Raw genomic sequence first — 19758 nt, forward strand, 5'->3', positions numbered from 1 at the left:
CGCTACAGCCGGGGGTCCACCGGCTCCGACTCCAGGGCCAGTACGGCGAACACCGCCTCGTGCACGCGCCACAGCGGCTCGCCCTCCGCCAGCCGGTCCAGGGCCTCCAGGCCGAGGGCGTACTCGCGCAGCGCCAGCGACCGCTTGTGGCCGAGGGAGCGGCCGCGCAGCCGGGTCAGCTGCTCGGGGCGCGTGTACTCGGGGCCGTAGATGATGCGCAGGTACTCGCGGCCGCGGCACTTGACGCCCGGCTGGACCAGGCGCCCCTCGGCGTCGCGGACCAGCGCGCCGAGCGGCTTGACGACCATGCCCTCGCCGCCCTCGCCGGTCAGCTCCAGCCACCACTCGACGCCCGCCCGCACCGACTCCGGGTCGCCGGTGTCGACGTACTGGCGCCGTGTGGTGCGCAGCAGTCCGGTCGGGTCGCGCTCCACCATGCGGTCGAGCAGCGCGAGTTGCTCGTCGTGCGGGAGCGCGGCGAGGCTGCGGCCGCGTACGGCGAGGATCTGGAACGGCGCGAGGCGTACGCCGTCCAGGCCGTCCGTGGTCCAGCAGTAGCGGCGGTAGGCGTCGGTGAACGCGGCCGCGTCGGCGGCCCGTTCGCGCTGCCGGCCGAGCAGGGCCTCGACGTCGATCCCGCGCGCCGCGGCCCCCTCCAGGGCGGCGAGCGCGCCCGGGAACACCGCGCCGGAGGCGGCGCCGACCGCCGCGTACTGGCTGCGCAACAGGCCGGACGCCTTCAGCGACCAGGGCAGCAGCTCGGCGTCGAGCAGCAGCCAGTCGGTGTCCAGCTCCTCCCACAGCCCGGCCGCGCCGATCGCGTCCCGCAGCCGTCCGAGGACGGCCTCGGTGGTGTCCGCGTCGTCGAAGAACGGACGGCCGGTACGGGTGTAGAGCGACCCGGTGGGCCCGTCGGTGCCGAACCGGGCCCGCGCCGCCTCGGCGTCCCGGCAGACCAGGGCCACGGCCCGCGAGCCCATGTGCTTCTCCTCGCACACGACCCGCGCGACGCCGTCCCGGGCGTACTGCGCGAACGCCTCGGCCGGGTGCTCCAGGTAGCCCTCGACCGTGCTGGTCGCGGTGGGCGCCATGGTCGGCGGCAGGTACGGCAGCAGCCGGGGGTCCACGGCGAACCGGCTCATCACCTCCAGGGCGGCGGCCGCGTTCTCCTCGCGGACCGCGACCCGGCCGGCGTGCCGCGTCTCCACCACCCGCCGTCCGTGCACGTCCGCGAGGTCGAGCGGGCGTCCGTCGTGCCCGCCCGGCGCCTCCGACCGGAGCGGCCGGGCCGGCTCGTACCAGACCTGCTCGGCCGGTACGTCGACCAGCTCGCGCTCCGGCCAGCGCAGCGCGGTGAGCTTGCCGCCGAAGACGGCGCCGGTGTCGAGGCAGATGGTGTTGTTGAGCCAGCTCGCCTCGGGCACCGGGGTGTGGCCGTAGACCACGGCGGCCCGGCCGCGGTAGTCCTCGGCCCAGGGGTAGCGCACCGGCAGCCCGAACTCGTCGGTCTCGCCGGTGGTCTCGCCGTACAGGGCGTGGCTGCGGACCCGCCCGGAGGTGCGGCCGTGGTACTTCTCCGGCAGACCGGCGTGGCAGACCACGAGCCGGCCGCCGTCGAGGACGTAGTGGCTGACCAGTTTGTCGATGAACTCCCTTACCTCGGCGCGGAACTCCTCGCTCTCGCCCTCCATCTGCGCGATCGTCTCGGCGAGTCCGTGGGTGTGCTGGACCTGGCGGCCCCTCAGGTGGCGGCCGTACTTGTTCTCGTGGTTGCCGGGCACGCACAGCGCGTCGCCCGACTGGACCATCGCCATGACGCGGCGCAGCACGCCGGGGCTGTCCGGGCCGCGGTCGACGAGGTCGCCGACGAACACGGCGGTCCGGCCGTCCGGGTGCGTGCCGTCGGCGTAGCCCAGCTTGCCGAGCAGCGCCTCCAGTTCGGCCGAGCAGCCGTGGATGTCGCCGATGATGTCGAACGGGCCGGTGAGGTGGGTCAGGTCGTTGAAGCGCCGCTCGGTGACGACGGTGGCGTGCTCGACCTCCTCGGCGCCGCGCAGCACATGCACCTTGCGGAAGCCCTCGCGTTCCAACTGCCTCAGCGAGCGGCGCAGTTCGCGGATGTGACGCTGGACGACCCGGCGCGGCAGGTCGGCCCGGTCCTCGCGGGCCGCGTTGCGTGCGACGCAGACGTCCTCGGGCACGTCGAGGACGATGGCGATGGGCAGCACGTCGTGCTCCCTGGCCAGCTCGATCAACTGGCGGCGGGAGTCCTGCTGCACGCTGGTGGCGTCGACGACCGTGCGGCGGCCGGCCGCGAGGCGCTTGCCCGCGATGTAGTGCAGGACGTCGAAGGCGTCCTTGGACGCGCTCTGGTCGTTCTCGTCGTCGCTGACCAGGCCGCGGCAGAAGTCGGAGGAGACGACCTCCGTGGGCTTGAAGTGGCGCCGCGCGAACGTGGACTTGCCGGAGCCGGAGGCGCCGACGAGGACGACCAGGGAGAGGTCGGTGACGGGCAGCACGCGCCCCTTGCTCGGTGTCTCGGTCATGCCGCCTTCGCCTCCTTCTCGTTCACGGTCTGCGTGCTGAACACGGCCATCTGGGTGGGCGGTCCGACCTCGGGGTCGTCCGGGCCGACCGGCCGGAACTCCACGCCGTAGCCGTGCCGTTCGGCGACGGTCCGGGCCCAGGCGCGGAACTCCTCGCGGGTCCACTCGAAGCGGTGGTCGCCGTGGCGCACGTGCCCGGCCGGCAGGGACTCCCAGCGGACGTTGTACTCGACGTTCGGGGTGGTCACCACGACCGTGCGGGGGCGGGCCGCGCCGAACACCGCGTACTCCAGGGCGGGCAGCCGGGGCAGGTCGAGGTGCTCGATCACCTCGCTGAGCACGGCGGCGTCGTACCCCTTCAGACGCTTGTCGGTGTAGGCGAGCGAGCCCTGCACGAGCTTCACCCGGGACGCGACGCGCTCCCCCATGCGGTCCAGCCTCAGCCGCCGGGAGGCGATGGTGAGGGCGCGCATCGACACGTCGATGCCGACGATCTCGGTGAACGCCGGGTCCTTCAGCAGCGCCTGCACCAACTGGCCCTGTCCGCAGCCGAGGTCGAGGACGCGGGCGGCGCCGCTCTCGCGCAGCGCGGCGAGGATCGCGTCCCGGCGCTGCTGGGCGAGCGGGGTGGGCCGCTCCTCGGTCTCGGTCTCCGCGCCGACCGCGTTGTCGATCGACTCGACCTCGCTGTCGTCGGACTCCGCGAGCCGCACCAGCTCAAGCCGCTCCATCGCCTCGCGCGTCAACGACCAGCGGCGCGCCAGGTAGCGGCTGGTGATCAGCTTCTGCTCGGGGTGGCCGCCGAGCCATCCCTCGCCGGCCCGCAGCAGCTTGTCCACCTCGTCGGGGGAGACCCAGTAGTGCTTGGCGTCGTCGAGGACCGGGAGCAGCACGTACAGGTGGCGCAGCGCGGCGGCCACGGTCAGCGTGTCCGTCTCCAGCACCAGCCGTACGTACCGCGAGTCGCCCCACTCGGGGAACTCGGCGTCCAGGGCCACGGGTTCGGCGGTGACCTCCCAGCCGAGCGGTTCGAACAGGGCCCGCACCAGCGCCGGGCCGCCCCGGGCGGGCAGCACCGGCACCTCGATGCGCAACGGCCGGGGCGCGGCCGCGAGTTCGGGGCGTGCCGTGCACACGCCCTTCATGGCGCTGGAGAAGACATGGCTCAGCGCCACGGCGAGCAGCGAGGAGGCCGCGTAGGGGCGGTCGTTGACGTACTGCGCGAGGGCGGCGTCGGGGGCGCCGCCGCGGCCCTTGCCCTTGCCCCGCCTGACCAGCGCCACCGGATCGATCTCCAGCAGCAGCGCCGCGGTGCAGCGCTCCGCGTCGGCCTCGGGGTAGAGGACGTGCGCGGTGCCGTGGGAGGTGGAGAACGCCTGCGCCTTCCCGGGGTGCTTGTGCAGCAGGAAACCCAGGTCGGTGGCCGGGTCCTCGGCCGTGCCGGTGGTGCCGATCGTCAGGAACATGCGTCCGAGTCTCGCTGGCCGGGGCCCCGGTGACCAGTGGTTTTCCCACGCCACGGCTCCCTGGTGGGGGCGGGGGCAGACGTGCCGCCGGGGCCGTCGGGTCAGGACAGCTGCGACTGGACCTGCGTGGAGATCAGCTCCAGGTGGTCCAGGTCGTCGAGGTCGAGGATCTGGAGGTAGAGGCGCGAGGAGCCCACCGCGGCATAGCGGCCGATCTTGTCGACGACCTCGGCCGGGGAGCCCGCCAGGCCGTTGGCCTTCAGCTCCTCGGGCTCGCGGCCGATCGCCTCGGCGCGCCGGGCCACCTCCTTCTCGTCCTTGCCGACGCAGACCACGAGCGCGTTGGAGTAGACGAGGTCGCCGGGCGCCCGCCCGGCCTCCTCCACCGCGGCCCGCACCCGGCCGAACTGCCGCTCCGAGTCCTCGACGGACGCGAAGGGGATGTTGAACTCGTCCGCGAACCGGGCCGCGAGGCGCGGCGTGCGCCTGGCGCCGTGGCCGCCGACGAGGACCGGGATCTTCGCCTGGGCGGGCTTGGGCAGCGCGGGCGAGTCGGTGAGGTCGTAGTGCGTGCCGTGGAAGTCGTAGGTGGCGCCGGGCTTGGTGGCCCACAGGCCGGTGACGATCTCCAGCTGCTCCTCCAGACGGGCGAACTTCTCCTTCGGGAAGGGGATGCCGTACGCCGTGTGCTCCTCCTCGAACCAGCCCGCGCCGAGGCCGAGTTCGACCCGGCCGCCGGACATCTGGTCGACCTGGGCGACCTGGATGGCGAGCACGCCGGGCAGCCGGAAGGTGCCGGCGGTCATCAGGGTGCCGAGACGGATGCGCTTCGTCTCCCGGGCGAGGCCGGCGAGGGTGATCCAGGCGTCGGTGGGGCCGGGCAGGCCGTCCACGCTGCCCATGCGCAGATAGTGGTCGGAGCGGAAGAAGGCGTCGAAACCGAGGTCCTCGGTGGCCTTCGCCACGGCGAGCAAGGTGTCGTAGGTCGCCCCTTGCTGGGGCTCGGTGAAGATTCGAAGGTCCATACATCCATCCTGCACGCCCGGTGCCCCCTGAGCCCCATCGGCACCAGGGGTCACCCGCGTCCCCGGTCGGGTGAAATTCCGCGACGGCAGGCTGCTGCGTTCAGCGGGTGGCGGCGGTCAGCCCGCCTCCCGCGCGGGTAACGCCTGGTCCTCCCGGTCGGCGAGCCGGCGGAGCATCTCCAGGACCCGGTCGCGCGACTCGTCCGCCGCGTCGATCGCCTCCATGCACTGCCAGTACGTGCCCTCGTCGTCCGCGGCGCTGGCCATGCCGACGAGGGCGATGCCGACCTCGCCGAGCAGGCCGCCGAGGCAGACCAGCGCCTGGCGGGCGTCGCCCAGTTCGGTCAGCTGGGCCGCGCGCAGCTCCCCCGGGCCCAGTTCCGGCGTGTCGAGCACCCCGCAGCCGCGGCCCGCGAGTTCGGTCAACCCCAGCGCCTCGCCCCGCAGTTCGGGTGGCCCGTAGACCGCGAACCGGCTGCCGATGGCCTGAGCCAGGGCCTGCGCCTGCCACACCTCCGTCAGGACCTCCGGTGTCCCGCCGCTGCCGGCCAGGGCACGTCTGCTCGTCACGATGAGCCGCACCGCTTCCATGCGCTGCCCCCGTCCGTCCCCGTCGTGCTGATCGCACGCTCGCCCGAACTCCATTGTTCACTACCCAGAGTGAAGGCGTGTGGGACGAAAAGCCAGAGGAAGGGGGAAATCTGGGGACAACAAATCGGTTTCGGCGTCAACTATGACTACGGAGCGTGAAAGTGGATGTCGACGCTCCCTCCTGTCCGCCGCCCGCTCACCCCTCGCCGGGCACCGGGAAGCGCTTCTCGTTCCGGTCGATCTTCGCGGCGAGGGCCGCCAGCGGGTCGACGCCGAGCACCTCGCACAGCTGGAGCAGATAGGCCAGCACGTCGGCCACCTCGTCCTCGACCCGGTGCGCGGTGTCCGGATCGGCCATCACCCCGGCCGACTGCTCGGGCGTCAACCACTGGAAGATCTCGACCAGTTCGGACGCCTCCACGCTGAGCGCGGCGACCAGGTTCTTCGGGGTGTGGTACGGCTGCCAGTTCCGCGCGGCGGCGAAGTCGGCCAGCCTGCGCTGGAGTCGCGCCAGATCGGGGCGCTCGGGATCACGGGTCACGGGTCCAGGTCTACCACCGCCGCGCCCGCCACTCCCGTCGCCCAGGAGGCGTCGCTCACCACGCCGACGCAGCGGATGTGCCCGCGGCGGCACATCCGGGCCGCGAGCCGCAGCAGTTCGGCGCGCTGGCGCGGGTCCAGTCCCCGGTCGAAGCCGTCGACCAGCACGGTCAGCGTCTGGAGGGCGGCGGGCACCTCGCCCACCGGGTCGAGGGCCAGCACGCCGGGCCCGGTGAGCAGCACCAACGCCAGCGCGGCATAGCGCAGTTCGCCGTCACCGAGCCGCGCGACCGCCGTACGGACGCCGTCCCCGCGGTCGAGCAGGGCGTGGAGCGAGCCGTCGGGCAGCGGTGCGGCGAGCAGGTCCGCGACCGGTCCGGCGCATCCGGCGTGCAGGGCGGCGACGAGCTGCGCGTGCCGTCGGCCGCACTCGGCGCGGGTGCGCCACAGGACGTCGGCCAGGTTGGCGCAGTCCGGCCGCAGCCGCCCGGAACCGGCCCGGACCGGCCCGCGCATCAGCTCGGGTACGGGGTCGCAGGCGAACACCGACCGCAGCGCGACCACCATCTGCTCGGCCGCGGCGAGCACACGGCGCTGCCCGTCGGTCTTGCCCGCCACCCGCAGCGGCAGCAGCGCGGTGCCGAGGCGGTCGTCGGGCAGCGGGGCGCGGGTCACCGGCGAGGCCCCGGCCGTGTGCCAGGCCGCCTGCACGGTGGGGCGGCCCGGGTCGCGCAGCGCCGTCTCCAGCAGGACCAGCCCGCCGGAGGTCAGCCGCTCCCCCACGATGCGCAGGTCGGGCTCCGCCTGCACGGCGACGTCGAGCAGCACCGGGCCCTCGGGGCCGTCCGCGGTGCAGCCGATGCGAAAGCCCCGGCGGCGCTGCGCGTCGGGCCGGGCCCGCTCCGGGACACAGGCGCCGGGGTCCGGGAACGCCTCGGCGAGATCGGCGCCGGACCCGAGCCGGGCGAGCGCCTCGTACGCCCGCAGCGCGCTGGACTTGCCGCAGCCGCTGGGGCCGGCGAACAGCGTCAGCGGCGCGAGCGGGAACCCGGCGCCGCGGTGCCGGGCGAACGCGGACAGGCGCAGCTCGGTGACGTGCGGGCGGTCGGGGCGGGTCGGCGGGGCGGGGCCGCGCGCCGGCGGGCCGGCGGAGGACCTGGGTGACGTCGAGGACACGGCCATGACCGGACCGTAGGACCCGGCCGCCCGCCGAACCGTTCCACCCGGGGCACCTTCCTACGATCGGGGGACCGCCGGGCGCGGCGGCACACCACGAACCGACCGCGCCTCAGAGCGCGAACAGCCCGACCCTCACCCCCTGGGCACCCCCGCCCCCTCCATCAGTCCGCTCACCTCGGTCCCCGGCGGGGTCAGCAGGAAGACGCCCCGGTCGACCCGGTGCATCCCGCTGGCCAGGCCGAAGACCACGCCCGTGCTGAAGTCCAGGACACGCTTGGCGACATCCGTGTCCGCGCCGGTGAGGTCGAGCAGCACCGGGATGCCCGCCATGAGCGTCTCGGCGACGTCCCGGGCGTCGGCGAAGACGTTGACCCGCAGGACGACGAAGCGGCGGCGCGCCTGCGTCTCCGCCTCGGGCAGCGCCCGGTGGTCCACGGCGGACGGCCAGGCGTCCCGGCCGCGCAGGGGGACCACCTGGGCGAGGCCCTCCCACTGTTCGTCGGTGACGTCGTGACCGTTCACCGGATCCCCCTGTCCTGACTCGTCGTCGTGAGCCGTCGTCCTGACTCGTCGTCCGTTTTCGTTCCGCTTGCCTGCACCGGCCATTCTTACGTGACGTCACCCGTACGGCCCAACTGCGACACGGTGTGCGACCGGACCGTCCGACGACTTGGCCCGCGCATCGCGCATGATGTCCGCCATGAGACAAGATCCACTCATTTGCAGGGTTTCACGGAATTTCGCCGACGATGACAGGGGATCGGGTGTCCTTACCGCGCTCACACCGGACTCTTCACGTCCCTCGACACCCCCCTCACCGGCCCCCGATAGCGTCCTCCGGCGTGCATGTGGCTGAGACGCAGGCTAAGACGCAGACCGTGACTCGAACGGAAACGCAGACCACGTCGCAGGCGGCGACGCCGGACGAGACGCAGACCGAGACGCAGGCGGCGCTGCGCCCCGAGACGCAGCTGACGGTGCCCGGCCGCCGGTCCCGGCCCCAGGCCCCCGCCCTGGAGCCTCCCGCGCAGTGGCACCGGGTCCTCACGCTGCTCGCCGACATGAGCCTGTTCATCGGGACGCGGGGCATCTGGACGTCCGCCGCGAGCCACCGGCCGGCGGTCGCCGCGGTGATCTCGGTCTGCTACGTCTCGATCCTGGTGTGCGGCGTGCTCACGCTGAGCGTGCGCACCACCCGCGCGCTGGTCCGGCTGGACCTGGCCGTGCTGCTCACGGCCGTCGTACTGGTCCTGTGCGGCTGGGTGATGATGCACGACGGCGGCGACGAGGCGGTGCTCACCGCGCAGGCCGCCCGGGAGCTCGTCGCGGGCCACACCGTCTACGGCAGACCCTGGCCGTTCCTCTTCCACGGCCCCAACGTCGCCCTGACACCCACGTTCTACGGCGGCTACGACTTCACGTACGGCTACCCGCCGCTGACGACGCTGCTGAGCGCGCCGCTGCTGTGGATCGGGCACCAGGGCGCCGCCGCGAGCGCCGTCGGCACGGTCTCGCTGCTCACCGGCACGGTCGTGCTGTGGCGGATGCTGCCGGTGCCGTGGCGCTCCGCGGCCACGCTGTGCTGCCTCGGCTTCGGGTTCCTGCCGAACTACGCCCGGCTCGGCTATCCGGCGATCACCGGCCTCGCGCTGCTGATGCCCGTCGTGGTGCGCTTCCCGCGGATCGGGCGCGGCGGGCGGCTCGGCCGGGCCGGCATCGCCCGCGCGGTCTGCCTGGGCGCGGCCTGCGCGGCGCAGCAGCTGCCGTGGTTCGTCACGCCGTTCCTGCTCGCCGCGGTCTACGCGGTACGCCGCGGCGAACTCGGCCCCCGGCGGGCGGCGCTCGTCCTGCTCCGCTTCACCGGGATCGCCGCCCTGGTGTGGCTGCTGATCAACACGTACTTCGTCGTGCAGGACCCCGGCGCCTGGCTGGAGGGCATCGCCCTGCCCCTCACCCAGGGGGCCGTGCTGCACGGCCAGGGCCTGGTGGACATCTCGCTGTACCTGACCGGCGGCAGCGACCGGCTCGACTGGTACGGACACGCCAGCCTCCTGCTCGCGGCCGCCCTGCTGGCGCTGTTCGTGCTGTTCGTACGGCGGCTCGGCCCGGCGGCCACCGCGCTGCCCTGGTGCGCCTTCTACCTGGCCACCCGGTCGCAGGACGGCTACTACCTGATGATGACTCCGCTGTGGCTTGCGGCGGCGATCACCGCCCCCGCCGCGGAGTTCGCCGGCGCCTGGCAGCCGCGGCCCCGGCCGTTCACCGGACGGCGCCGTCGGGCCGCGCTGGCCGCGGCCTCGGCGCTGCTGGTCGTCCCCGCCGCGGCGAGCGCGGTGCTGGCGGCGACGGGCACGCCGCCGCTGCGGATGGCCGTGGTGGAGGCCCGGGGCGTCTCGGGCCGCACCCTGAGCCGGCTCACCGTGCGGGTGACCAACACCGGGGACACCGCGCTCACCCCGCACTTCATGCTGACCAGGGGCCAGGGCATGGCCCGGTACTGGACCCGGATCGAGGGCCCGGCGACCGTGGCCGCGCACACCACCGCCAAGCTGGTGCTCCGGCCGCCCAGCGGGTACTGGACGCTGCCGGGCAAGGACGTCGAGGTGCGGCTGCGGGCCTTCACCGCCGAGCCGCAGACGCTGTCCACGATCCATGTGACGCTTCCGCCGCTCTGGTAGCGCCCGCAGCCGAGCGCCGCCTCCGTCCCGGGACGGAGGCGGCGCTCGGCTGCCCCGAGGCACCCCCCACCGGCCCCGATCCACCCCGCGAGGCGCGCGTCACAATGTCGAAGAGGGCAAGGTCACAGCTCCCACTCCGCCCCTCCTCGAGCCTGCGGACCTAGCATCCGACCATGACGGTCTTGCCTGAGAACGGGCTCTCCCTGGCCGCCGAGTTCCCTGACGCGACACATGAGCAGTGGCAAAGCCTGGTCGAGGGCGTACTGCGCAAGTCGGGCAAGGAAGTCTCCGGCACGGCCGCTGAGGACGCCCTGTCCACCACACTGGAGGACGGGCTGCGCACGCGGCCCCTGTACACCGCGCGCGACGCCGCGCCCGACACCGGGTTCCCCGGTTTCGCCCCGTTCGTCCGGGGCGGCAGGGCCGAGGGCGGCATCGCGGGCGGCTGGGACGTACGCCAGCGGTACGCGGCGCTCCAGGACGGCGCGATCCTCACGGACCTGGAGAACGGCGCGAGCTCTCTCTGGCTGACCGTGGGCGCCGCGGGCATCCCCGTCGAGGCGCTCGGCAAGGCGCTGGAGGGGGTGTACCTCGATCTCGCGCCGGTCGTCCTCGACGCGGGCGCCGACACCGAGGCCGCCGCCCTCGAGCTGCTGCGGATCGTCGAGGAGCGCGGCGTGGCCGGGCAGGCGCGCGGCAACCTGGGCGCCGACCCGCTGGGCCACGAGGCCCGCACGGGCGAGGCGCTGGACTTCGCGCCCTTCGCCGCCCTCGCGCGGCGCACCGCCGAGGAGTACCCGGGCCTGCGCGCGCTGACCGTGGACGCGCTGCCGTACCACGAGGCCGGCGGCTCGGCCGCCCAGGAGCTCGGCGCCTCCCTCGCCACCGGTGTCGCCTACCTGCGCGAGCTGACCGAGGCCGGGCTGCCCGTCGAGCAGGCCCTCGGACAGCTCGAGTTCCGGTACGCGGCCACCGCCGACCAGTTCCTGACCATCGCCAAGCTGCGCGCCGCGCGCCGGCTGTGGGCGCGGGTCGCCGAGGTCGTCGGGGCGCCGGACGCGGGCGCCCAGCTCCAGCATGTGGTGACCTCGCCGGTGATGATGACCCGCCGCGACCCGTGGGTGAACATGCTGCGCACCACGATCGCCACGCTGGCCGCGGGGGTGGGCGGCGCCGACTCGGTGACCGTGCTGCCCTTCGACCACGCGCTCGGGCTGCCCGACGCGTTCGCGCGCCGTATCGCGCGCAACACCTCCACCATCCTGGTCGAGGAGTCGCACCTCGCGCGGGTGATCGACCCGGCGGGCGGCTCCTGGTACGTGGAGACGCTCACCGACGAACTCGCGCAGGCGGCCTGGCAGTTCTTCCGGACGATCGAGCGCGACGGCGGCCAGGCGGCCGTGCTGCGCTCCGGCCGCATCCGCACCGACCTCGCGACGACCTGGGCGGAGCGCTCCAAGCGGATCGCCAAGCGCCGCGAACCCGTCACCGGGGTCAGCGAGTTCCCGCACCTCGCGGAGAAGCCCGTGGAGCGCGAGAGCGCCCCCGAGCAGCCCGGCGGCGGCCTGCCGCGGGTCCGCCGCGACGAGGCGTTCGAGGAGCTGCGGGCCCGCTCCGACGCGCATCTCGCGGCGACCGGCTCCCGGCCCCGCGTCTTCCTCGCCACGATCGGCCCGGCCGCCGCGTACACCGCGCGCGCCACGTTCGCCGCCAACCTCTTCCAGGCCGGCGGCATCGAACCGGTCACCGCGGGCGCCTTCGAGGACAGCGGCGCGAGCGAGGCCGTGCTGTGCTCCAGCGACGCCCTCTACGAGGAGCAGGCCGAGCAGAGCGCCGCGGCCCTGCGGGCGGCCGGTGCCACGCACGTGTCCCTCGCGGGCCGCCCCGCCGAGCACCCGGGCGTGGACGCCTACGTCTTCGCGGGCTGCGACGCCGTCGCCGTACTGTCCGCGACCCTTCACCGCATGGGAGTGTCCTGATGGGAATCCCCGACTTCTCCGGGATCGACCTGGGAACCCCGTCCGCCGACGGCGGGCCGGGCGCCTGGGCCGCGGCCGTCGAGGCGGCCACCGGCGCGAAGGAGCCGCTCTGGGAGACCCCGGAGGGCATCGGCGTCAAGCCGCTGTACACCGGCTCGGACCTGGAGGGCCTGGACTTCCTGGGCACCTACCCGGGCATGGCGCCGTATCTGCGCGGCCCGTACCCGACGATGTACGTCAACCAGCCCTGGACGATCCGCCAGTACGCGGGCTTCTCGACCGCCGAGGAGTCCAACGCGTTCTACCGGCGCAACCTCGCGGCCGGACAGAAGGGCCTGTCGGTCGCCTTCGACCTGCCGACCCACCGCGGCTACGACAGCGACCACCCGCGGGTGACCGGTGACGTCGGCATGGCGGGCGTGGCGATCGACTCGATCTACGACATGCGGCAGTTGTTCGACGGCATTCCGCTGGACAAGATGACGGTGTCGATGACGATGAACGGCGCCGTGCTGCCGGTGCTCGCGCTGTACATCGTGGCGGCGGAGGAGCAGGGCGTACCGCCCGAGAAGCTGGCCGGAACCATTCAGAACGACATTCTGAAGGAGTTCATGGTCCGCAACACCTACATCTATCCGCCGAAGCCGTCGATGCGGATCATCTCCGACATCTTCGCGTACACCTCGCAGCGGATGCCGCGGTACAACTCCATCTCGATCTCCGGGTACCACATCCAGGAGGCCGGGGCCACGGCCGACCTGGAGCTGGCGTACACCCTCGCGGACGGCGTGGAGTACATCCGCGCGGGCCGTGAAGCCGGCCTGGACGTCGACGCGTTCGCGCCGCGGCTGTCGTTCTTCTGGGCGATCGGCATGAACTTCTTCATGGAGGTCGCCAAGCTCCGCGCGGCGCGCCTGCTGTGGGCGAAGCTGGTGAAGCAGTTCGACCCGAAGAACGCCAAGTCGCTTTCCCTGCGCACCCATTCGCAGACGTCGGGCTGGTCCCTGACTGCGCAGGACGTGTTCAACAACGTCACCCGCACCTGCGTCGAGGCGATGGCGGCGACGCAGGGCCACACGCAGTCCCTGCACACCAACGCGCTCGACGAGGCGCTCGCGCTGCCCACCGACTTCTCGGCGCGCATCGCCCGCAACACCCAGCTGCTCATCCAGCAGGAGTCGGGCACCACCCGCGTCATCGACCCGTGGGGCGGCAGCGCGTACGTCGAGAAGCTGACGTACGACCTCGCCCGCAAGGCGTGGGCGCACATCGAGGAGGTCGAGCGGGCCGGCGGCATGGCGCAGGCCATCGACGCGGGCATCCCGAAGCTGCGCGTGGAGGAGGCGGCGGCGCGCACCCAGGCGCGCATCGACTCCGGCCGCCAGCCGGTGATCGGCGTCAACAAGTACCGGGTGGAGAACGACGAGGCGATCGACGTCCTCAAGGTCGACAACTCCTCCGTGCGGGCGCAGCAGATCGAGAAGCTGCGGCGGCTGCGCGCGGAGCGCGACGAGACCGCGTGCCGCGACGCGCTGGACGCGCTGACCCGGGCCGCGGACGGCGAGGGCAACCTGCTGGAGCTCGCCGTGCGCGCGGCCCGCGCCAAGGCCACCGTCGGCGAGATCTCCGACGCCCTGGAGAAGGTCTACGGCCGGCACGCGAGCCAGATCCGTACGATCTCCGGCGTGTACCGCAACGAAGCAGGCCAGTCCCCGTCCGTGGACCGCACCCGGGCCCTGGTGGACGCGTTCGAGGAGGCGGAGGGCCGCCGGCCGCGCATCCTGGTCGCCAAGATGGGCCAGGACGGCCACGACCGCGGCCAGAAGGTGATCGCGACCGCGTTCGCCGACCTCGGCTTCGACGTCGACGTCGGCCCGCTGTTCCAGACGCCGGAGGAGGTCGCCCGCCAGGCGGTCGAGGCGGACGTGCACGTGGTGGGTGTGTCCTCGCTGGCCGCGGGCCACCTCACGCTGGTCCCGGCGCTGCGCGAGAAGCTCGCCGAGGAGGGCCGCGAGGACATCGTCATCGTGGTCGGCGGGGTGATCCCGCCGCAGGACGTGCCGACGCTCCTGGAGATGGGCGCGGCGGCCGTGTTCCCGCCCGGCACGGTGATCCCGGACGCGGCGTACGACCTGGTGGAGCGGCTGGCGGCGGACCTCGGCCACGACCTGCCCGCCGGCCCGGGACACGAGTCGGCGGCCGGCTCCGGCCACGCCCTGTAGCTCATGGGAGCGATCGATCTCGACGCGTATGTGAAGGGTGTGCTCGACGGCCGCCGGGCGATCGTGGCCCGCGCGATCACGCTGGTCGAGTCCACCCGGCCCGCGCACCGGGCGCTGGCGCAGGAGCTGCTCACGGAGCTGCTCCCGCACAGCGGCCGGGCGCGGCGGATCGGCGTGAGCGGGGTGCCGGGGGTCGGCAAGTCGACGTTCATCGACGCGTTCGGCACGCTGCTGACGTCGCTGGGCCACCGGGTCGCGGTGCTCGCCGTCGACCCGTCGTCGACCCGCACGGGCGGCTCGATCCTCGGCGACAAGACGCGGATGGAACGCCTCGCGGTCGATCCGGCGGCGTTCGTACGCCCCTCCCCCAGCGCGGGCACGCTGGGCGGGGTGGCGAAGGCGACCCGCGAGTCGATCGTCGTCATGGAGGCGGCGGGCTACGACGTGATCCTGGTGGAGACCGTCGGCGTCGGCCAGTCGGAGACCGCGGTCGCCGACATGGTCGACTCGTTCCTGCTGCTCACGCTGGCCCGCACCGGCGACCAGCTCCAGGGCATCAAGAAGGGCGTCCTGGAGCTGGCCGACGTGATCGCGGTCAACAAGGCGGACGGACCGCACGAGCGGGACGCGCAGACCGCGGCCCGCGAACTCGCGGGCGCGCTGCGCCTGATGCACGGCAAGGACGCGTTCTGGGCGCCGCCGGTGCTCAGTTGCAGCGCGCGGGAGTCGACGGGCCTGACGACGGTGTGGGAACGCCTCGAACAGCACCGGACGTTGCTGGACTCCACCGGCCGCCTCGCGGCCAAGCGCCGTGACCAGCAGGTCGGTTGGGCCTGGTCGATGGTCCAGGACGAGCTGCTGACCCGCCTGAGGTCGAATCCGGCGGTACGGCGGCTCGCCCCCGGCCTCGAACAGGACGTGCGGGAGGGCCGCCTGACGGCGACGCGGGCGGCGGAACGCATCCTGGAGGCGTTCGGCGGAGCGCCGGACCCGGCGGGATCCTGAAAAGGGTTCCGAGAGGGGCCTGGAAGGGTCCTGAGAGCAAGGAGAACACCGGTGCCGACGTCCAGCACGCCCGAGGGCGCCTACTTCGAGCGGATCGACGAGCGGCGCTACAAGCCGACCCCGCACGCGGGCGGCGCCTGGGACCCCGACGAGCAGCACTTCAGCCCGCTCGGCGGGCTCGTCGTGCACGCCGTCGAAGAGCAGCGCGGCCTGACACCGGACCGCGGCCCGGTGCTCTCCCGGATCAGCTACGACATCCTCGGCCGGCTCGCCCTCGACGAGTGCGAGATCGAGGTGGAGACCCTGCGCCCGGGACGGACCATCGAGCTGGTCGAGGCGGTGGTGCGGATCGCCGGGCGTCCGGTGGTCCGCGCCCGCGCCTGGCTGCTCGCCGAGATCGACACCTCGCCGGTCGCCGGCACCCCCGAGGGCCGGCTGCCCGCGCCCGACACCCTGGCCCCGTGGGCGATGGCCGACCTGTGGCCCGGCGGCTACATCGCCTCCCTGGACGTACGGCCGGTGACGGACCCGCGCCCCGGCCGTACGGCCGCGTGGGTCGGCACGCCGCTGGAACTGGTGGCCGGAGCCGAGGTCAGCCCGCTCGCGGCGTACCTCGCGCTGGTCGACACGGCCAACGGCATCGCCGTACGGGAGTCGCCCGAGACGTGGATGTACCCGAACGTCGACCTGACCGTCCATCTGCACCGGCGGCCGCGGGGCCCCTGGACGGGCCTGGACACCACGGTCGCCTTCGGGCCGTCCGGCCAGGGCCTGACCAGCTCGGTGCTGCACGACGTGGACGGCCCGGTCGGCCGGGCGGAGCAGATCCTCACGGTACGGCCGCAGCCCGGCCGGGGGCTCCCGCGGCCCTGACCCGGGGCGCAGGCGGAGGTCGGGGCCCGCGGCTTTGACCCGGCGCGCACGCGGAGGTCAGGGTTCCGGGACCGTCTCGGTGAGTTCCGGCTCCAGTCCGTCGGCCACCGGCGCCCGGCCGCGTCCGGCGTCCGCGCGCCACGCCTCGAACGTCCAGGTGGTGAGCGCGACCACGGTGAGGCCGAGGAGCCAGCCGCCCAGCACGTCGCTGAACCAGTGCACACCGAGGGCGACGCGGGTGAAGCCGACCCCGAGGACGGACGAGACCGCGACGCACCAGCACACCGTCCGCCACGCCCGCGGCAGCAGGGGCGCGAGGGCCAGCATCAGCACGGCGAAGGACGTGGTCGCCGTCATCGCGTGGCCGGAGGGGAAGGAGTAGCCGGGCGCGTGCGCCACCGGGTCCTGAAGGGCGGGCCTGGCCCGCTCCACCACGGACTTGACCAGCAGTCCGACGAGCCCGCCGGTCACCTCGGTCACGGCCGACCAGGCGGCCAGACGCCAGGCCCGGCGGTGCAGGAGCCACAGCGTGAGCACCACGACGGCCGCCCGCAGCGTCAGCGGGTCCCAGACCAGGTCGGAGAGCAGACGCAGCAGCGCCGTCCACGTGCGGTGGCTCACGGCGTACTCGTGCAGGCGCCCCGCGGCCGAGACGTCCAGCCGCCGCAGGGGCCGCCATCGGCCGACGACCAGGGTCAGCAGCAGGCCGAACCCGACCGCCGCGACGGCGGCGACGACCGCTGCGGCCAGCAGCCGGGCACCGTATCTGCGGTCGGCCCGTCGACGGCGGTCCCGCAGGGTGCGCAGAAGGGTCCGGTCGGGCATTCAGACTCCGGGGTCGGCTTCGACGGGGTCGGGACGGCGCCCCCGCGCGGCTTCCAGCTGGGCGGCGAACGCCAGTCCCAGGAAGAGCGCGAGGGAGGTGAGATAGGCCCACAGCAGCAGCGACATGAAGGCGCTCAGGGGGCCGTAGACGGTGTCGAAGGAGCCGCTCAGGTCCAGATAGAAACCCAGCAGCCAGGTCAGCAGCATCCACAGCACCAGGTAGACGGCGGCGCCGAAGGCCAGCCAGGTGTAGCCGGGCTGGTTGCGGCGCGGGGCGCGGCGGAAGACGACGCTCGCGGACAGCAGCGCCAGCAGCAGGCCGAACGGCCGGCGCAGGACGTCCCAGGCCATGCGGGCTCCGTCGGGGAGGTGGTAGACGGTCACCGCCGCCGATGCGAGGTCGTCGCCCGCGACCATGACCACGAAACCGAGCCCGAGGGGCAGCCCCGCGCCGAGGGACATCAGCAGCCCGCGCAGGTATTTCAGGTGGAAGGGCCGGTCGCGTTCGTTGCCGTAGATCCGGTTGGCGCCCCGCTCGATCTGGCACATCGCGGTGGTGACGTTGACCAGGGAGAAGGCGGCGCCGAACCAGAGCGCGACGGCGGCGCCGTCGCCCGCGGTGCGCCTGCTGCCGTCGAGGGCGTCGTCGACGACGCCGGCGCTGGGCCCGGAGACCATCCGGTGGATGGTCAGTTCGGCGAGTCTGCCCACGTTCTCGGTGTGCAGGGTGGTCGACAGGCCGACGAAGGCGATGGCCAGGGGGATGACCGCCAGCACCGTCTGCAGGGCGAGGGCCCGGGCGTGGGTGAATCCGTCGGCGTAGCGGAAGCGGACGAAGGCGTCCCGCACCAGGGGCCAGCCGCCGTAGCGGCGCAGTGTCGCCCACGCCTCGTCGCCGGACAGCTCCTCGCCGCCCATGTCCCGGGTCTCGGGGACCTTCGTGGCGGTGCCCATTCACCGCTCCCGCGGCGGCAGCAGCATGGTCAGGGCCCCGGGTGCCACCTCCGCGGTCAGGTGCCGGCCGGCGGCCACCGGGTCGCCGTCCAGCTCGCGGGGCTGGGGGGCGTCGAAGGTGAACTCGGCACGCCGGAAGGTGAGGAACTCCACCGGGGCGCCGCCCTCGCCTCGCGTCCGCCCGCGGGCGTCGGAGCCGTCGCGGGGCACGGCCGCGCCGGGCCGCAGCAGCGTCCGCAGCGCCGCCGGCCAGCCGCCCGGACCGCGCGGGTCGAGGATCAGGAGGTCCAGCCGCGCGTCGTCGGGCCGGGCGTCCGGCAGCAGGGTCAGCCCGCCCTGGACCGTGCCGATGTTGCCGATCAGCACCATGCGGGCGGTACGGCGCAGCGCGGGGGCACCGTCGAGGCTCAGGCTGACCGTCATGCGCCGGGTGCGCAGCACGCGCAGGGCGGCGATCGCGTAGACCGGCCAGCCGAGGACGGCCTTGGCGCGGCCGGCCGCGTTGGCCCGCTGCAGCATCGCGGCGTCCAGACCGGCTCCGGACATGGCGGCGAAGTGCGTGGGGGCCAGACCGTCGCCCTCGATCCGGCCGAGGTCCACGCGCTGGGGCGTGCCGCACAGCGCGGCGTCGAGGGCGTCGGCCGGCGACAGCGGAAGGTGGAGATTGCGGGCGAGGAGATTGCCGGTGCCGCAGGGCACCACGGCGAGCGGGACGCCGGTGCCGGCCAGGGCGTCGGCGGCCGCGCGTACCGTGCCGTCGCCGCCGCAGACCACCACCAGCGCGGCGCCGTCGCGCACCGCCCGGGCCGTCTGGCCGCCGCCGGGGTCCTCGGCGGTCGTCTCGACGAACCGGGGCTCGTGGTGGCCGTGCCGTTCCAGCACCCGGCGCAGCGCGTCACGGCCGCTCCGGTCGGTGACGGTGGGGTTGACCACGACGGTGACGTGACCGGTGTGCCCGGGGGCGGTGCCGGACGGCGCGGGGCGCTCCGGGCGGACGGGGGCGGGCGAGTCGGTCGGGGCCGCCGGATTGGGCGAGTCTGCAGGGTCGGTCGGGGCGGACGGGTCTTCCGGGGCGTGCGGGGCCGTCGGGTCGGTCGGGGCGGTGACCCGCCCTTCGGTCAGCAGGGCGCACCCGACGATCAGCAGCGACAGCGCCCCGTTGACGAGGCCGCCCAGGACGTCGGTGGGATGGTGCATGCCCCGGTAGAGGCGGGCGACGCCCACCAGCAGGGGCAGGGCGCAGAGCACCGCGGCCGCGAGGGTCCGCCGGGGTCCCCGCAGCCGGGTGAGTGCCAGCACCGCGAGGCCGCCGTAGAGCGCGGTGGCCGCACCGGTGTGGCCCGAGGTGTAACTGGACGTCGGCAGCGAGCCGTCGAGCCGGTGCACCATCGGGCGCTGCCGGTCGACCGCCGAGGTGATGACGAGGAAGACCAGCGACTGCAGGGCCACCGCCAGGGCGAGGAAGACGGCCTGCCGCCACAGGGGCAGCCGGGGCACGACGAGCAGGCACAGACAGCTCAGGGCCGTCACCGCGATCACCGTCAGCGTGTTGCCGGCCTGCGACGCGATCGACGAAAGAGTGGTCAGGATGCCCATGCGCACCCGCACGAAGGCCTCGTTCACCCTGTCCTCGGCCGTCAGCGGCCACAGGTTCCGGGCCGGACCGGTGATCAGCAGCCCGAGGCCCACCATGAGCGCGGCCTGACAGGCGGTCAGCGCGCCGATCCAGCGGACCGACCAGGCCGTGCCCCGCGGCACGACGGGCCGGGTCCGGCCGGGCTCCGCGGCCACTCCGCCGTTCGTGCCGCGTGGCAGTTCCGCGGGTCTCTCCGGCACGACAGTCGGCATGGCCACCCCATCTGGTTCGGCGCTCGG

The 19758-nt window shown here is 73.9% G+C and carries 15 protein-coding genes; 5 read left to right on the plus strand and 10 right to left on the minus strand.

The features are described from left to right. Positions 1-2: 2 nt before the first annotated feature. From WN71_RS13630 to WN71_RS13660, 7 genes are all read right to left on the minus strand, one after another. The gene (locus WN71_RS13630) at positions 3-2546 is read right to left on the minus strand and encodes a polynucleotide kinase-phosphatase (RefSeq protein WP_046589250.1); all 2544 of its coding nucleotides are present in this window, start codon (positions 2544-2546) and stop codon (positions 3-5) included. Further along, entirely contained in the window at positions 2543-4012 is a 1470-nt protein-coding gene (locus tag WN71_RS13635) for a 3' terminal RNA ribose 2'-O-methyltransferase Hen1 (protein WP_046589252.1), read from the minus strand. Before WN71_RS13635 ends, WN71_RS13630 begins: the two co-directional genes overlap by 4 nt. Before the next feature lie 101 nt (positions 4013-4113). Next, positions 4114-5037: an LLM class F420-dependent oxidoreductase gene (locus WN71_RS13640; protein ID WP_046589255.1), complete on the minus strand. Its 924-nt coding sequence runs from the start codon at positions 5035-5037 to the stop codon at positions 4114-4116. Between the two features lie 117 nt (positions 5038-5154). Continuing rightward, a complete protein-coding gene (locus WN71_RS13645; RefSeq protein WP_046589256.1) occupies positions 5155-5628 on the minus strand; it encodes a DUF6099 family protein in 474 nt (157 codons plus the stop codon). Between the two features lie 196 nt (positions 5629-5824). Beyond that, positions 5825-6169 carry a nucleotide pyrophosphohydrolase gene (locus tag WN71_RS13650; RefSeq protein ID WP_046589259.1) on the minus strand — a complete coding sequence of 115 codons (345 nt, stop codon included), beginning with the start codon at positions 6167-6169 and terminating at the stop codon, positions 5825-5827. Then, positions 6166-7350: an AAA family ATPase gene (locus WN71_RS13655; RefSeq protein WP_046589260.1), complete on the minus strand. Its 1185-nt coding sequence runs from the start codon at positions 7348-7350 to the stop codon at positions 6166-6168. Before WN71_RS13655 ends, WN71_RS13650 begins: the two co-directional genes overlap by 4 nt. 129 nt (positions 7351-7479) lie before the next feature. Next, complete coding sequence (locus tag WN71_RS13660) at positions 7480-7869, minus strand: cell division protein SepF (protein ID WP_046589262.1); 390 nt, start codon at positions 7867-7869, stop codon at positions 7480-7482. 539 nt (positions 7870-8408) lie between these two features. Between WN71_RS13660 and WN71_RS13665 the strand changes: the two genes are divergently transcribed. The 5 genes from WN71_RS13665 (at position 8409) to WN71_RS13685 (ending at position 16104) form a co-directional block, all read left to right on the plus strand. Continuing rightward, entirely contained in the window at positions 8409-10025 is a 1617-nt protein-coding gene (locus tag WN71_RS13665) for a hypothetical protein (protein ID WP_240529649.1), read from the plus strand. A 173-nt stretch (positions 10026-10198) separates the two neighbouring features. Next, complete coding sequence (locus tag WN71_RS13670) at positions 10199-12004, plus strand: methylmalonyl-CoA mutase family protein (RefSeq protein ID WP_046589264.1); 1806 nt, start codon at positions 10199-10201, stop codon at positions 12002-12004. After that, entirely contained in the window at positions 12004-14226 is a 2223-nt protein-coding gene (gene scpA / locus WN71_RS13675) for a methylmalonyl-CoA mutase (protein WP_046589267.1), read from the plus strand. The genes WN71_RS13670 and scpA overlap by 1 nt, the downstream gene beginning before the upstream one ends. Before the next feature lie 3 nt (positions 14227-14229). Next, positions 14230-15231: a methylmalonyl Co-A mutase-associated GTPase MeaB gene (meaB, locus tag WN71_RS13680; RefSeq protein WP_046589269.1), complete on the plus strand. Its 1002-nt coding sequence runs from the start codon at positions 14230-14232 to the stop codon at positions 15229-15231. Between the two features lie 51 nt (positions 15232-15282). Continuing rightward, positions 15283-16104, plus strand: coding sequence for a thioesterase family protein (locus tag WN71_RS13685; protein ID WP_046589271.1), 822 nt, complete (start codon positions 15283-15285; stop codon positions 16102-16104). Between the two features lie 57 nt (positions 16105-16161). Here the strand turns inward: WN71_RS13685 and WN71_RS13690 are convergent, their stop codons facing one another. From WN71_RS13690 to WN71_RS13700, 3 genes are read right to left on the minus strand one after another with little or no spacing between them, the layout of a single operon-like run. Continuing rightward, entirely contained in the window at positions 16162-16929 is a 768-nt protein-coding gene (locus WN71_RS13690) for a phosphatase PAP2 family protein (RefSeq protein WP_046589273.1), read from the minus strand. Then, the gene (locus WN71_RS13695; RefSeq protein WP_046589274.1) at positions 16930-17883 is read right to left on the minus strand and encodes a YihY/virulence factor BrkB family protein; all 954 of its coding nucleotides are present in this window, start codon (positions 17881-17883) and stop codon (positions 16930-16932) included. After that, the gene (locus WN71_RS13700) at positions 17884-19731 is read right to left on the minus strand and encodes a bifunctional phosphatase PAP2/diacylglycerol kinase family protein (protein WP_079177846.1); all 1848 of its coding nucleotides are present in this window, start codon (positions 19729-19731) and stop codon (positions 17884-17886) included. It lies immediately after the preceding gene. Positions 19732-19758: the final 27 nt, after the last annotated feature.

The sequence above is a fragment of the Streptomyces mangrovisoli genome, assembly GCF_000974985.2.
In the GTDB taxonomy this organism is placed as follows: domain Bacteria; phylum Actinomycetota; class Actinomycetes; order Streptomycetales; family Streptomycetaceae; genus Streptomyces; species Streptomyces mangrovisoli.